General features: G+C 58.1%; 11 protein-coding genes. 4 read left to right on the forward strand and 7 right to left on the reverse strand.

Features of this window, described 5'->3' with window-relative positions:
- Entirely contained in the window at positions 1-1,662 is a 1,662-nt protein-coding gene (secD, locus tag AC2TAD_RS02895; RefSeq protein ID WP_480865833.1) for a protein translocase subunit SecD, read from the reverse strand.
- A 33-nt stretch (positions 1,663-1,695) separates the two neighbouring features.
- A complete protein-coding gene (yajC, locus tag AC2TAD_RS02900) occupies positions 1,696-1,983 on the reverse strand; it encodes a preprotein translocase subunit YajC (protein ID WP_170325331.1) in 288 nt (95 codons plus the stop codon).
- Positions 1,984-2,185: 202 nt separating this feature from the next.
- Here yajC and AC2TAD_RS02905 point away from each other — a divergent pair, with 202 nt between their 5' ends.
- Together AC2TAD_RS02905 and serS are read left to right on the forward strand one after the other, a co-directional pair.
- Complete coding sequence (locus tag AC2TAD_RS02905; RefSeq protein WP_480865835.1) at positions 2,186-3,847, forward strand: mechanosensitive ion channel family protein; 1,662 nt, start codon at positions 2,186-2,188, stop codon at positions 3,845-3,847.
- A 72-nt stretch (positions 3,848-3,919) separates the two neighbouring features.
- Positions 3,920-5,212 (forward strand): serine--tRNA ligase, encoded by a 1,293-nt coding sequence (gene serS / locus AC2TAD_RS02910; protein ID WP_480865836.1) that lies wholly within the window; start codon positions 3,920-3,922, stop codon positions 5,210-5,212.
- 55 nt (positions 5,213-5,267) lie between these two features.
- On the opposite strand, the gene AC2TAD_RS02915 is transcribed toward serS, so the two are convergent.
- The 5 genes from AC2TAD_RS02915 to AC2TAD_RS02935 form a co-directional block, all read right to left on the reverse strand.
- Positions 5,268-5,861, reverse strand: a complete 594-nt coding sequence (locus AC2TAD_RS02915; RefSeq protein ID WP_480865838.1) for a helix-hairpin-helix domain-containing protein — start codon at positions 5,859-5,861, stop codon at positions 5,268-5,270.
- Between the two features lie 60 nt (positions 5,862-5,921).
- Entirely contained in the window at positions 5,922-6,908 is a 987-nt protein-coding gene (locus tag AC2TAD_RS02920) for a fatty acid desaturase (protein WP_170752519.1), read from the reverse strand.
- A 165-nt stretch (positions 6,909-7,073) separates the two neighbouring features.
- Positions 7,074-8,537 carry a ribosome biogenesis GTPase Der gene (gene der / locus AC2TAD_RS02925; RefSeq protein ID WP_480865840.1) on the reverse strand — a complete coding sequence of 488 codons (1,464 nt, stop codon included), beginning with the start codon at positions 8,535-8,537 and terminating at the stop codon, positions 7,074-7,076.
- Positions 8,538-8,585: 48 nt separating this feature from the next.
- A complete protein-coding gene (locus tag AC2TAD_RS02930) occupies positions 8,586-9,908 on the reverse strand; it encodes a PQQ-like beta-propeller repeat protein (protein WP_480865842.1) in 1,323 nt (440 codons plus the stop codon).
- A 41-nt stretch (positions 9,909-9,949) separates the two neighbouring features.
- On the reverse strand, positions 9,950-10,621 hold the full coding sequence (locus AC2TAD_RS02935; RefSeq protein WP_170354566.1) for a hypothetical protein: 672 nt from the start codon (positions 10,619-10,621) through the stop codon (positions 9,950-9,952).
- Positions 10,622-10,846: 225 nt separating this feature from the next.
- Here AC2TAD_RS02935 and AC2TAD_RS02940 point away from each other — a divergent pair, with 225 nt between their 5' ends.
- Complete coding sequence (locus AC2TAD_RS02940) at positions 10,847-12,079, forward strand: efflux RND transporter periplasmic adaptor subunit (protein WP_480865844.1); 1,233 nt, start codon at positions 10,847-10,849, stop codon at positions 12,077-12,079.
- Positions 12,076-15,837, forward strand: a complete 3,762-nt coding sequence (locus tag AC2TAD_RS02945; RefSeq protein ID WP_480865845.1) for an efflux RND transporter permease subunit — start codon at positions 12,076-12,078, stop codon at positions 15,835-15,837. Before AC2TAD_RS02940 ends, AC2TAD_RS02945 begins: the two co-directional genes overlap by 4 nt.
- The last annotated feature ends 28 nt before the right edge of the window (positions 15,838-15,865 follow it).

Below are 15,865 nucleotides of genomic sequence, written 5' to 3' on the forward strand. Positions count from 1 at the left end.
TCAAACCTCGATCGTTTTCGGGCGGCGGCGTTCGAACCACATCACAATCATCAGGCGCGTCACGAAGATCGCGGTGAAGACCGAGGTGAGGATACCCAGACCCAGAGTAATGGCAAAGCCGCGTACCGGGCCGCTACCCATGGCAAACAGGATCGTCGCCGTGATGAATGTGGTGACGTTCGCGTCCAGAATGGCCGACAGTGCCTTTTCATAACCCAGTTCAATTGCACGGGCCGGACCTCGGGCGGATTTCAGTTCCTCGCGGATACGTTCAAAGATCAGCACGTTGGCATCCACCGCCATGCCGACCGTCAGCACGATCCCCGCGATCCCCGGCAGGGTCAGCGTGGCCCCTATCAGCGACAACAGGCCAAAGAGCAGCCCGACGTTCAGGATCAACGCGATATTGGCGAAGATACCGAACAAACCATAGCTGAGCGCCATAAAGACCAGCACAGCCACAAAGGCCACGATGGTCGCCACTTTGCCAGCGTCGATGCTATCTTGCCCAAGCTCTGGGCCGATGGTGCGCTCTTCCAGGAAATCCAACCCAGCAGGCAGCGCGCCTGCGCGCAGCAGGACGGCCAGATTAGTGCTTTCCTCGACGGTAAAATTACCGGTGATGATGCCCGACCCGCCCGGAATGTGGCTCTGGATCACAGGGGCCGAGATCACCTCATCATCCAGCACAATCGCAAACGGCGCACCGATGTTTTCCAGCGTATAGTCGCCGAATTTACGCGCGCCCGAGGTGTTGAACCGGAAGCTGACCGCCGGGCGGCCGTTCTGGTCGAACGCGGGCTGGGCATCGACCAGCTCCTCACCCGTTACAACAGGGGCCGAGTCGATGATGTAATACAGGCCCTCTTCGTCAATCGAGGGCACAACTTCCTGCCCGATACCCGGCGTTGCATCTGCGTCGGTGGTGCGACCGCCGACGGGATTGAAGGTCAGTTGGGCGGTCGTGCCGATGATGTCCTTCAGCTCACCCGCCGAGCCGATGCCTGGCACCTGAATCAGGATACGATCCGCGCCTTGGCGTTGAATCGTGGGCTCGCGGGTGCCGACCTCGTCAATCCGGCGGCGGATGATCTCAAGCGATTGGCGCACGGTGCGGTCGTCTGAGGCCAGCTTTTCGGCATCCGACAGTTGCACAACGATGGTGTCACCCTCGGCGCGGGCTTCGATATCCGTCGCGCCAACGCCCGAAAGCGTCTGGACCTGACGGGCTAAACCGCGCACGACCTCAAGAGCACGGGTCATCCCCTCGGGCTGGCTGATGCGCACGCGAATCTCATCGGGCGCCGAGTTCTGACGGCGGATGGTTCCCACGGTGGCGCGCTCATCCCGCAGTGCGTCGCGGATTTCCGGCCACATGGCATCCATGCGGGATTCGTAGACATCGCCGACCTTAACCTCGGCCAAAAGATGCGCGCCGCCGCGCAGGTCCAGCCCCAGATTGACCAGCGAGGACGGCAGCCAATTCGGCCACTGCGCCGCCTCAGCCTGCATGTCTGGGGTGTCGATGCCAAGCTCGATCGCGGCTTTGGCATCGTTGGATTGCTCGACGCGCGTGTAGAACGCATTCGGCAGGGCCATGAGCAAGCCGATCACGCAGACCGACCAGATCAGAACCCGCTTCCAGGTATCAATTTGCAGCATTACCCTGCCTTTTCAACGAGATATCGCGCGAAATTACTTCGCAGGCTCGGTCTTGTTCAGAACCTGAGCGATGGTCGATTTAACAACACGGACCTTGACGTTTTCAGCCAGCTCGACCTCAATCTCGTTCTCGCCTTCCTTGACCTTCGATACTTTGCCGATCAGACCACCTTGGGTGACGACCTGATCGCCCCGGCGCACGGCCTCGACCATGGCCTGATGTTCCTTCATCTTTTTCTGCTGCGGACGGATCAGCAAGAAATACATGATCGCAAAGATCAGGATCAGCGGGAGAAACTGGGCGATTGCGCCACCTTCCATGGGATATTCCTTTTGGTTTGGTGTTTGCGGAAAGGCCCGCAAATTTTGCGAGAACCTATTCTTTGAACTGACTGTTTGCAAGGAATGGCGGTACAGGTTTTTGCACCCAAACTTAGATAATGCGCAAAGATTTGGCCAAGCGTTGCAGTTAAGTCCTAGAAACAAGCGCTTGCGTCGATATAGTTGAACCGCGGGGGGTCCAATGGCGCACATTCATCTGAAACTGGGATTGCTACTTCAGATACTGGTCACGACAGTATGGGTTTGCCTTTGTGCGGTGCCTGCTTCTGGTCAGGAAACGGTCGAAGTCCCTGTCGAAAATGAAGAACAATCCGAGACTTTCAAAGCACCCGTTATCGTGGACGGTGATACTCTGTTTTTCTTACGTGGTTCCAGTGCACTACCAGCATCGGAACGCGCCGAAGCAGTACAGGAAAAAATAATAGAAGCGGCCGAAGCTTCGGATAGCCTCGAAGTCACAATCACTTATGAGGATACTGAACTCGGCACACGCATACTGGTCGACGGACTGTCGGTATCGGTTGTGACAGTCGCCGACGCGGAACTGGAGCAAATTGAACTGGAAGTTCTCGGTTTTCTCCATGGCGAGGCCATTGAGCAAGCGATCCAGGCCTACAGGTCCAATCGAACTGATCAAGCGCGAGTTTCCGGAGCGATCGAAGCCACCGCATGGACAATCGGCTTTGCTATCTTTGTTGCAATAATCCTTTGGCTGCATCGCAGGATCAGACGCAAGACGCTGAAATTCGTACAACGGCATCTGAAGGACGTGGAGACTGCCACCGCCAAAAGCGTTCAGGCTGAAGCAATTGCCGCACTGGTTCGATATGGCCTGAATTTCGTTCTGCTGGTGATCTTCTTTCTGGGTTTCTACTATTATCTGTCCTTCGTCCTGCTCGCCTTTGCAGAAACCCGGTACTTTGCGCAGCTTCTGCTGACTTACCTGACTGAGCCTGTTCTACTGATCTTCAAGGGCATCCTTAGTTACATACCCAACTTGATCATGCTGGGTCTAATCAGCTGGGTCACGCTTTATATCATTCGGGGCATGCGAGTGTTCTTTGACGCCGTCGAGGCCGGGTCATTCGATCTGGGGGATTTTGAAAAACACTGGGTGAGTCCAACTTTCAACATCGCACGCGTCGTCGTCATCCTGATCGCGCTGGTCTTTGCCGTTCCTTACATTCCGGGATCAGATTCCGCTGCTTTTCAAGGCTTGACCATTCTTGTAGGCGCGATGCTGTCACTAGGTGCGAACTCGGTCGTGTCGAACATGCTGGCCGGGCTGTTCGTCATTTACCGCCGCTCGACCTCAATCGGGGATCGCATTCAGATTGGCGACCACATTGGCGACGTGGTTCAGATCAAGCTGATGGAGACACATCTGAAATCCATCAAGAACGAACTGATCTCGATCCCCAACGCGCAGCTGATGAACTCGGACGTGGTGAATTTCTCAAAGAAAACCGATGGCAGCGGGCTGCTGCTGCACACCACCGTCGGCATCGGATATGAAGAACCGCCCGAAAAGGTCGAGGCCATGCTGATCGAGGCCGCCCGCCGAACCAAAGGGATCAAAGCCAAGCCCGAACCCTTTGTTTTGTGGACGGCTTTGGCCGATTACGCGATCAATTACCAGATCAACGGCTATAGCACGCGGGGCAGCATCATTCCCAAGATCCGATCCGACCTGCACCGCAATATCGTGGCCGTTTTTAATGAAAACGGAGTACAGATCATGACCCCATCTTACATGGCTGATCCACCCGAACCCAAGATCCCGGTCGGAGAATGGGATGGCCATCTGGCGCATGAATCCCACGAGGGAGCGGATAAGTCGTAACCGGTGCTACACCCTGCGGTTCAGATGGTGCATAAGCGGTCTCAGTGATTCACGCATTCAAGGATCTGAGACATGCACGACATCCGCGCCATTCGCGAAAACCCTGCCGCCTTCGACGCCGCCCTTGCGCGCCGTGGGGACGCGCCGGTGTCGTCGGACCTGCTGCGGTTGGACGAAAGCCGCCGCGCTAAAATTTTGGCCGCTGAGACCGCACAGGCCGAACAGAACAAGGCCAGCAAAGAGGTCGGTGCTGCCAAAGCGCGCGGTGATGAGGCCGAGTTCGAACGCCTGCGCGCGCTGGTAGCCGAGAAAAAGGCCGAGATCGCCCAAATGCAGACCGAGGCCAAGGACCTGGACGCTCTGCTTGCGGATCAACTAATCCGCATCGCCAACCTGCCCGCCGAGGACGTGCCCGAAGGCGCGGATGAAAACGACAATGTCGAGGTCAACCGCTGGGGCAACCCGCGCGAGCTGGACTTTAACCCGAAAGAGCATTTTGAGATCGACGCCGTTCAGACCGGTATGGATTTTGAAACTGCCGCTAAACTGTCCGGCTCGCGTTTTGTGCTGCTATCCGGCGGCGTCGCCCGCATCCACCGCGCGTTGGCGCAGTTCATGCTGGACACGCATATCAATGAAAACGAACTGACCGAGGTGAACGGCCCCGTACTGGTTCTGTCGGAAATGATGCAGGGCACCGGCCAATTGCCGAAATTCGGAGAGGACAGCTATCAGACCCGCGAAGGCTGGTGGCTGATCCCGACGTCCGAGGTCTCGCTGACCAATATCGTCAACGACACGATGATCGAGGAAAACTACCTGCCCCGCCGCTATACCGCGCATTCGCTGTGCTTCCGGTCTGAGGCCGGTTCGGCAGGCAAAGACACACGCGGGATGCTGCGCCAGCACCAATTCGAAAAGGTCGAGATGGTCTCGGTCACGCATCCGGACAATTCGGACGACGAGCAGAAACGCATGCTGCGCTGCGCCGAAGGGATTCTGGAGAAGCTGGGCGTGCCCTATCGCACTGTGATCCTCTGCACCGGCGACATGGGCTTTGGCGCGCGCCGCACTTATGACATCGAAGCGTGGCTGCCCGGTCAGAACACGTATCGTGAGATCAGCTCGGTTTCGAGCTGTGGTGATTTTCAGGCTCGTCGCATGAACGCACGATTCCGTCCCGAAGGCGGCGGTAAACCGGAATATGTCCACACGCTGAACGGCTCGGGTCTGGCGGTCGGGCGTTGCCTGATTGCGGTGCTGGAAAACGGGCAGAACGCCGATGGCACCGTCACCCTGCCCGAGGTGCTCTCGCCCTATCTAGGAGGCAAGCTGACGCTGCAAACGGACGGAACGCTGGCATAAGAAAACCGGCGCGCCGCAGCCGCAGGTTACAACAAGATCAAGGGGCGAAGAGGTCTTACTTCTTCGCCTTTTTCTTATCCTTTTTCTTGCCACTCTTCTTGTCATCTTTTTTCTTACTGTCTTTGGCTTTGTCGTCCTTTTTGGACTTTTTGCCCTTCTTCGTCTTGGCCTTCACCTTATCCTTGGCTTTCGAGAACACGGCTTCCATCTCTGCCCGTTTCTTCGCCGCTTTTTCAGCCTTGGCCTTAGCTTTGGCCTTTTTCTTTGCCTTTGCTTCGGCAGCTTCTGCTGCTGCTTTCTCCTCGGTCGCTTTACGCGCCGCCTCTTGCGCACGTTTTTCAGCGGCGGCAGCGGCCACGGTCTTGCGAGCCGCAGGTTTACGCGTGGCCGGTTTGCGTACGGCCGTCCGACGTGCGGCAGGTTTTGCAGTGGGTTTGGTTGCAGGTTTGGACGACACCGCCTCTTTCGCGGCGGCAATCAACAAAGGAGCGCGCGCCGCCCCAATTCGCGGGACCTTGACCAGATCAGCGGGGTTTGCTTTGGCAATGGCTTCGGCTGTTTTGAAGCCATTGGCTACAAGCGCTTTTCCCAACGCTTCGCCTACACCTTTGACATTGGTCACTGCGGTCATTCTTTGTCCTTTCTTCATCGCCCAATAAATTGTATATACACAGAATATACAATTCCGCAAGCGAATATGATCTATACGCTAGCTGCTATGGGCCAGATTTGTTGTCCGCGTCTTCTTTGGGAACGGTACCAGTCGTTTGGCATCCTCGTCCCACAGCTTGAGGTTCAGTGCCGCGACGGCCTCGGGGAACTTGATCCGGCGGGGCGTATATTCGGCAGGAAGGTTATAGTGGCATTCGCGCAGCCGATAGGATGGGATACGCGCATTGAAATGATGGATGTCGTGCAACGTGATGCAAGCGACAGCATTGTCGAACCACCAGCCGAAATCCAGCGCAGAGGAACCATGCAAAGCTGCCAGCTTGGGGTCAAGGTCGGGACGGCGGTCCCAGTAGGTGTCCTCGAAATTGTGCTGGAGGTACACAAGGAACACACCCAGCATCCCGCCCAGAAATGAGAACACAATCCACACCAAAACGCCGGTACCGCCAGCGATGAGGTAAAGCAGACCCAAAAATACGACGATCGACAGGTTGTGCAGTACCACCCCCGCCACCCCAAACCGGACAGTGTTTTTGGGCCAGCGATAACGAATGAAATAGGTAAACAACGCACCTACTGGAACCAGAATGAACGGATTGCGATAAAGGCGATAGAAAAAACGGGTTTTCCAGTCTGCCTCATTCCATTCACGCAGGGTCATGGTGTGGATTTCACCGGTTTCGCGATGTTCCAGATTGCCTATGCCCGAGTGGTGAAGGTTATGGTTCTGCTTCATCACTTCAAAAGGGGCAAATGTGAAGGGGGACAGCCCGTGCCCCGCCCACTCGTTTTGCTGGCGCGTCTCGAACAGTGAGTGATGCCCGCAATCATGCTGCAAGACGTAAAGCCGCACAGCTGAGAAGGCAAAAACTACTCCGGCAGGGATCATGATGAACCATTGATCCACATATGCAATCGCCAGCGCCAGCGACGTAAAATAAACGGCAAAAGTTCCAAAGTAACTCAGTGCAGCCAGGCGATTGTCCTGGACTGCGTATTGTCGTGTGTATTCCCTAAGATCCATCCAGCCCGCCCCTCACGATGGCCCGGTTCAATATCAACATGAAATTAAGCGCGGAATCTCCGCATGCAACCCGTGCGTGCAAAAACAGATGCACGCGCTTGAATGCTAGCGCGCAGTTCGAGGCATGTCACGCCCTACCGCTGAAAATGCTGAAAATTGGCGCAGTTACGCGCGACCTTTGAGATGCTTGGCTAAAGCACCAGCGTTTTTCTTGCGCCGTCCCTTGTATGGGTTCTTGTCACCCTGCCCGCGCAGCGTCAGGCGGATGGGTGTGCCGGGCATGTCAAAATCCTCTCGCAGACCATTGACCAGATAGCGGTTATAGCTTTCGGGCATCTTGTCAGGGTGCGAGCACATCACCACAAATCCCGGCGGGCGGGTTTTGGCCTGTGTCATATAGCGCAGTTTGATTCGGCGACCTTGCGGCGCTGGCGGCGGGTGCTGCTCCAGCATTGCGGTCAGCCACCGGTTCAGCGCCGCAGTCGGTACACGGCGGTTCCACACATCATGGGCCCGCAGGATGGCAGAGCGCAAGCGCTCCAGTCCCCGGCCTGTTTTCGCAGACACGGTGATCAGAGGCGCGCCGCGCAACTGCGGCAGCAGACGTTCGAAGGATTCCTTGAGGTCGCGCAGTTTCTCCTGCTTGTCCTCTTCGATATCCCACTTGTTCACCGCGATCACGACCGCACGGCCCTCACGCTCGGCCAGATCGGCGATGCGAAGGTCTTGCTGTTCAAACGGAATCGCCGCGTCCAGCAGGACCACCACGACCTCGGCGAATTTCACCGCGCGCAGGCCGTCCGAGACGGATAGCTTTTCCAACTTTTCCTGAACTTTTGCCTTTTTGCGCATACCCGCCGTGTCGAAAATCCGCATCGGCGTGCTATCGCCATCCGGGTCAGCCCAGTCAATACGTAGGCTGATCGCGTCGCGGGTAATCCCGGCCTCGGGGCCTGTCAGCAAACGGTCCTCGCCCATGATCTTATTGATCAGCGTAGATTTGCCTGCATTTGGGCGACCTACTACGGCCACCTGCAACGGCTTGGCCGCAGTGATCAGAGGCGTTTCGCCCTCACCATCCTCATCCAGTTCGATATCGGTTTCCGGGGCCTCATCCTGCGCCTGCTCTTCGGCCGCGTCGGCCAGAGGCATCAACTGGGTATAAAGGTCTGTCATCCCCTCGCCGTGTTCACCCGACAGGCGGACAGGCTCGCCAAGGCCAAGGTTATAAGCCTCAAGCACACCGGCATCGGCGGCCGAGCCTTCGGCCTTGTTCGCCGCAAGGATCACATGTTTCGAACGTTTGCGCAGGATATCAGCGAAAAGCTCGTCGGTCGGTGTCACGCCAACCCGCGCGTCGATCATGAAAAGGCAGACATCGGCCATGTCCACCGCACGCTCGGTCAGACGGCGCATCCGGCCCTGCAAGCTGTCATCGGTCGCGTCCTCAAGCCCGGCGGTGTCGATCACGGTAAAGCGCAGATCCGCCAGACGCCCCTCGCCTTCGCGCAGGTCTCGCGTCACGCCTGGCTGGTCGTCGACCAGGGCCAAGCGTTTGCCCACAAGGCGATTGAACAGGGTGGATTTGCCCACATTGGGGCGCCCCACGATGGCGAGGGTCAGCGACATAACATTCAACTTTCAAGACTCAGACGCGCCCTTTAGCGCATCTTTGCGTCAACGGAAAGCGTGTAGATCACCTTTGCTCGATACGACATACAGCGTCTGCCCCGCTACAACCGGCGCAGTTGTCGCCCCGCCAGGCACTTCCACACGGTTTAACAGCGTCCCGTCAACGGGATTGAAGAACCGTACAAAGCCGTCATTCGAGGCAACAACAATGCGCCCCCCAGCCAGAATGGGCCCATAATGGGCAACGATCGGTCCTCGGCGATTGGGCTTGTCCTTGACAAAACCCGGCAGATCCTGCGCCCATATGACCGCCCCATCGGATGAGTCCAGACGCACCAACTGGCTGCGGTCGCTGATCTGAAACAGGCTTCCGCCAACCGGCCATACAGTGTCAATTGCACCTTCATCGGCGGTCCATTTCCGCTCGCCCGATCCGATCTCGAACGCCACGGTCCGACCCGAGTGGTTGCCAATATAGATAGTGTCCCCGGCCACCATCGGCCCACCGGTAACATCCACGATCTGGGCCGCCGCCCGTCCTCGACGCCCTCCGGCGACCGAAGCATTCCAGCGACGAATTCCGCCCTTGCGGAAAGTGGCCGCCACATCGCCGGATCCAAATGCAAACACCGCAAAATCCTGCGCGATCACAGGGGCCGGAGCCCCCAGAACATTACCCACGCTCGGTGTGCCTTGAATCTGCCAGGCAATGCGTCCGTTGCTGGTATCCACGGCCCAACCTGTTTCGTCCCCTGCGACCAGATAGAGCAGCCCATCGTTGACCAGTGGCGCGCCACTTCCTGTCGCGTTCAAGCGCTTTTGCCAGCGGATTGCCCCAGTCTTGCCATCCAGTGCTGTCAGACGGCCAAACCCGGACGACACGTAAAGCACCCCGTTCGCATACGCCATTCCGCCGCCGGTTGCGTCCTCGTCACCATCATTTGCGGGAATAAGGTTCGTGCTCCAAGCTTTCTGACCCTGGGTCGAGGTCGCGGTCACATTAGCCTCGGAATCCAGCGTGTAGATCAATCCGCCTGCGACGACGGGCTCTGCTGTGATCCGTTGTTTACGCGAATCCCCTTTCCCAATCGACGCCGACCAAACCCGTTGAGGGGTCGCACGCAGTTGCGGGTGCGTTGTACGATAGGCAACAGTGCCGGGACTTTGCGACCAATTGGCGTTGGCCTGTTGTGCAGGCAGGCTGATCGGTTTCGATCCGCGTGTCTCGACTGCTTCATTGTCCGAGGCTGGACGAATATCCTCGCGGACGCCGGGCAGGATGACCTGAGGTTCCTCACATGCCGCCAAAAGCGTGACAGAGGCCAATGCGACCGACACTCCAACGCGAGAAAAGAGACTTGTTACCATGATGATCCGAACTCGTCTGTCAGTGTTGTTTGCGCCGCAGGTCAGCCCTGACGGGCCACCAAGGGTTCCGGTACGCCCCCAAGGGCCACAATCAGTTGCGCAGCGCGCTGCTGCAGGTCAGCACCGATCTCGGCATCTTGGCGCAATGTCTGCAACCGTTCGATAGCCGCATCGGTGTTACCCTCGGCGACGTCTATCAGCGCCAGTTGTTCTTCAGCCAGCAACCGCAGCGGTGCACCGGGCGCAGCAAGCGCCTCGAATTGTTGGCGGCGGTCTGCCGCGGGCATCGTATCGCTTTGCAACAGCAGCGCTTTGAAAGCGGCAATTGCACGGTAGATTTCTGGCAGGTCCCCCTGAACCGCAATCGTGTTCAGGCTATCCACTGCATCCTGCTCGGATCCGGCTTCAACCTGTGATGCGGACAGCAGCATGTTCAGAACAGCGTCACCACCCGGCGAGGCACTCTCGACTGCTGCAAGATCAGTCGCGCGTTCACCCGAGTCGTTCTTGGCCAGCGCTGCAAGAATCGCGTCGCCTAAATCCTGAGCCTGCGAAGTTGCCCGCGATTTGCGGATTTCGTTGAACGCGGCACCGCCGACGATAAGAACCACAAGCAGGACACCAATCCACCCCCACCGGCGCAACAGCAGGTAAAGGCGGTCTCGGCGCACCTCTTCGGTCACCTCATCAATAAAACTGTCGACGTCGCTCATCCCTGCCCTCCGGGCTGTGTCAGTGGTGTATGGCGCCATGTCATACCCCGGCACCCTTGCCAAGCCAAGGGCCGGAATTCGCACATTTTCACCCTATCCCGTCAGGGTTGCGCAAAAATGTGAACCAAACTATTCAGTTCAGCGTAGAAAAGATACATAATCAGGCCCACATTTATGCCTGAGCGCCGAAGAAATCTTGGCGAAGAATTCTGGGAGAAATTCTACATGCGTTTGATTTCACTGGTAAATGCCTTGCTCGTTGTCGTCGCGCTGTTTCTGCTAGTCTTCGAACGCGACGCCCTTTTCGCTTTGGCTGACCGTGCGGAAGCCGACGAAAATGTCGCTTCTGACGCACAAGGTGAGGCTGTTTCGGGGGCTTCTCAGGCCGTCGTCGGTGTTGTTGCCGTTAGGTCATCCGCACGCGAAATTGACAGTGCTGTTCTGCTGCGTGGGCAGACGAAAGCCAACCGGCAGGTCGAAGTTCTGGCCGAAACAACCTCGACCGTGATCTCAGATCCCAAACGTAAGGGCAGCTTTGTGAAAGCCGGCGACTTGCTGTGTGAACTTGATCCGGGCACGCGTCCAGCCAGCCTGGCCGAGGCCATGGCGGGCAAGCTGGAGGCCGAAAGCCGTATCCCCGAAGCCGAAGCCCGTCTGGAAGAGGCGCACGCCCTGGTCGCAGAGGCCGAGATCAATCTGACCGCCGCCGAGCGCCTGTCTGAAACCGGGTTCGGCTCGGAAACGCGCAAAATTTCAAGCCAGGCGGCCATGCGCACAGCCGAGGCAGGGATCAAGACCGCCGAGGCGGGGCTTGAGGCGACCCGCGCAGGCATTGAAGCCGCCATCGCCGAAGTCGAAGCCGCGCGGCGCGAAATTGATCGTCAGACCATTGAGGCACCTTTTGACGGTCTGCTGGAAAGCGATACGGCTGAACTGGGGAGTCTCATGCAACCGGGGTCTTTGTGTGCGACCGTGATTCAGCTGGACCCAATCAAGTTGGTTGGGTTTGTCCCCGAAGCCGAGGTCAACCGTGTGATTGTCGGGTCCGAGGCCTCGGCAACATTGGTGACCGGGCTGCAGGTCGCCGGTCGCGTCACATTTCTGAGCCGATCGGCCGACGAAACCACGCGAACCTTCGAAGTTGAAGTTACCGTTCCCAACCCCGATCTTTCGATCCGCGACGGTCAGACTGCGGATATCCGCATTGCCGCGGAAGGCGCCAAGGCGCATCTGCTGCCGCAATCGGCCCTGACCCTGAACCACGAAGGAAAAGTGGGCATACGGACGATCGGCAGTGGCAACGTGGTCGACTTCAAGCCTGTCAGTCTGCTGCGCGACTCGTCAGAGGGCGTGTGGTTGGGTGGGTTGCCCGAAACCGTTGACGTGATTGTTGTTGGTCAGGAATTCGTAACCAGCGGTGTGACGGTTGAGCCTACATACAAGGAACCCTCCGAATGACCGGTATCGTCAGTTGGGCCGCTGGCCGGGCCCGCATGGTCCTCGCCTTTATCGCGATTTCGCTGGTGATCGGTGGTTTTGCCTATGTTGGCCTGCCCAAGGAAGGCGAGCCGGACATCGAAATCCCTGCCCTGTTCGTTTCGGTTCAGTTTCCAGGGATCTCGGCCGAAGACTCTGAGAACCTTCTGGTCAAACCGATGGAGACCGAGCTGGCCGACCTGGACGGCCTGAAAGAGATGACCTCGACGGCGGCAGAAAGCTACGCCGGGGTCGCGCTCGAGTTCGACTTTGGCTGGGACAAGACAGCCATCATGGCCGATGTGCGCGACGCGATGAACAGTGCTCAGGCCGAGTTTCCGGACGGGGCCGAACAGTATTCCCTGACCGAGATCAACTTTTCCGAATTCCCGATCGTGATCGTCAACCTGACCGGAGCAGTCCCCGAACGCACGATGGCGCGCGTTGCCAAAGATTTGCAGGACGATCTTGAGGCCATGGACTCGGTTCTGGAAGCCGGCATTGCGGGCAACCGGGACGAACTGCTTGAGGTCATCATCGACCCGTTGCGGCTTGAGGCTTATGACGTCACGGCCGCTGAATTGATCAACGTCGTCCAGAACAACAACCAACTGATTGCAGCCGGTGAGGTCGAAACCGAACAAGGTACCTTCTCGGTCAAGATTCCTTCATCGTTCAAAACGGCTCAGGACGTGTATGACCTGCCGGTCAAGGTGAACGGTGACCGCGTCGTCACGATGGGAGAGCTGGCGCAGATCAATTATACGTTCGAGGATCGCGAAGGCACTGCCCGGTTCAACAGCGAATCCACCGTCGCCTTGCAGGTAGTCAAGCGCAAGGGCTTCAACCTGATAGACACGGTTGAAGACGTCAAAAAGACCATTGCCGAGGCTCGCACCAAATGGCCGCCCGAGATGCAGGCCGCGATCCAGCTTGGCACATCGAACGACCAAAGCCGCATCGTCGGATCAATGGTTAGCCAGCTCGAAGGCTCGGTCCTGACGGCGATTGCACTGGTTATGATCGTGGTGCTGGCCGCATTGGGTACACGTGCAGCCCTGCTGGTCGGGTTCGCCATTCCGACCTCGTTCCTTTTGTGTTTCGCCTTTCTTGCAGTTATGGGTGTCAGCATCTCAAACATCGTTATGTTTGGTCTGATCCTTGCGGTGGGCATGCTGGTCGACGGCGCGATCGTTGTCGTGGAGTATGCTGACAAACGCATCAAGGACGGCGTCGGGCCAATGCACGCCTATGTCGAAGCCGCCCAGCGGATGTTCTGGCCCATCGTGTCCTCGACCGCGACAACGCTGTGCGCGTTTCTGCCCATGCTGTTCTGGCCCGGTGTACCGGGTGAGTTCATGGGCATGCTTCCGGTCACCCTGATCTTTGTTCTGTCAGCCTCGTTGATCGTTGCCCTAATCTACCTGCCGGTCATGGGCGGTGTTTCGGGCCGTCTGAGCCGTATGTTTGACCGCGCCTCGCACTGGCTACGTGCGAGGTTCTCATGGAACATGCGCGCCCTGATGGTGCCGCCCGCCCTTCTGCTGATGTTCCTGGGCGCGATGCAAATGTTGAACCCAGCCTTCCTGATTCCTGCGGGTGGCCTTTTGTTGGGCGCGGTTCTGTTCATCCTCGGAGCTTTTGCCGGGTCGATCACGCTGAGCGCGATCAAGATCGAGCGCGCTCCGGATCAGCACGTGCATACTGTGCGCGAACACACTCGGTTCGGGCATTTCATCAAGTTTCTGGTTGGCAACCCGATCATGCCGGTCGTTTCCATCGTCGTCGTTGCCATTCTGGTGATGGCGGTCATGTTCGCCTACGGCAATAACAACCGCGGGGTCGAGTTCTTTGTCGAAAGCGAGCCAGAGCAGGCCACGGCCTATGTCCGCGCACGGGGCAATATCTCGTTGTCGGAAAAAGACGAGATGGTGCTGGCTGCCGAGCAAATCATTGGTGCCCATCCTGCGGTCATCAATGTGTTTTCGTTTGCGGGTGAAGGGGGGCTGAACCAGAACAACGGTGGCGCACAGGCACCGGCCGACACGATCGGTCGCGTACAGTTCGAGATTATCCCGTGGGAGGACCGCCCTACCCTGTCCGAGCCGATCCTCTTTGGCCTTTTGGACCGCCAGACGATCGCTCCGGAGTATGACGGTGACTTCGTTCTGGATCAGTTGAACGCGGAACTGGCGACGTTGCCAGGGATCGTGGTCGAGATCCTGCCCTTGGAACAAGGCCCGGCTTCGGCCAAACCGGTGCACCTGCGCCTCAAGGGCGACAACCGAGAGCAGCTGACAGCCGCCACGACTGCCGCGCGGGCGGTGTTCGATAGAACTCCCGGCCTGATCAAGATCGAGGACACCCTCCCGCTGCCGGGTATCGACTGGCAGATTGACGTCGACGTCGCAAAAGCGGGCCGGTTTGGCGCGGATGTAGCGACCGTTGGCGCGATGGTGCAACTGGTCACACGCGGCCTTTTGCTGGGGGAAATGCGCCCCGAAACGGTCGATGAAGAGATCGAGATCCGTGTCCGCCTGCCCGATGAAGATCGCGTCTTGTCGACGCTGGATACTCTGAAAGTCCGGACAGCCGACGGACTGGTCCCGCTTTCCAACTTTGTCACCCGCCAGCCGGTTGCAAAACTGGCCGAGATCAACCGTGTCGACCAGCAGCGATACTTCGATGTGAAGGCGGATGTGGAACCGGGCCTCAGCAAGGTTACAACTCAGGCCGCTGACGGTACCTCCACAAGGTTGGCCGTGCTGCGACAGGTCGCTGCAGACACGACCGCAACCGATCTAAGCCTGACTGGCACCAACGGCGTTGAGTACGATGTTGTGTTGCTGACCGGGTCTGAAAACGTGGGCGCCCTTCAGGCGTTGATCGACGAAGGGTCCGCGTCGATCTCGCCGGTGAACCCCAACGAACGCATTGCAGTGCTGACAGAATGGCTGGACACGAACCCCTTTGGTCCGGCGATCTCTTGGGAATGGACCGGCGACCAAGAGGAACAGGCCGAATCCGGGGCTTTCCTTGCCAATGCATTCTTGGGTGCACTGGGGTTGATGTTCGTGATCCTGTTGGCGCAATTCAACAGCTTCTACAACTCGGTTCTGGTGCTGTTGGCGGTGGTGCTGTCGACCACCGGAGTGTTGCTGGGCATGATGGTGATGCAGCAGCCCTTCTCGATCATCATGACGGGTACAGGGATCGTAGCTTTGGCCGGGATCGTGGTGAACAATAACATTGTTCTGATCGACACCTATCAGGAATACAGCCGCTACATGCCTCGGATCGAGGCGATCATCCGCACCGCCGAGGCCCGTATTCGCCCGGTTCTGCTAACCACCCTGACCACTATGGCAGGTCTGACCCCGATGATGTTCGGCCTGTCGCTGGACTTTATCAACGGTGGTTATTCCATCGACAGCCCGACTGCGCTGTGGTGGAAGCAACTTGCAACAGCCGTGGTCTTTGGTTTGGGAATTGCAACCATCCTGACCCTGATCGTCACGCCATCATTCCTAGCCCTGCGCGTCTGGGTTTCGACCTATGCAGTGTTGCTTGCGAAACTTGTGGTTCGTGCGTCTAGCGGTCAGTCCAGCCAGGTCGCCCAGGACATGGAGACAGACAAGGCTGCACTTGAAGCACAATCGGCCGAAGTGATCTGGGACGACAAACCCGAAGACCCACGCAAGGACACTCCACCGGGGTCACCTCTTAGGGCCGCTGAGTAATACATCGGGGTCGGCAGTGCCGGCCCCG

The sequence above is a fragment of the Ruegeria sp. HKCCD7628 genome, from assembly GCF_057221005.1.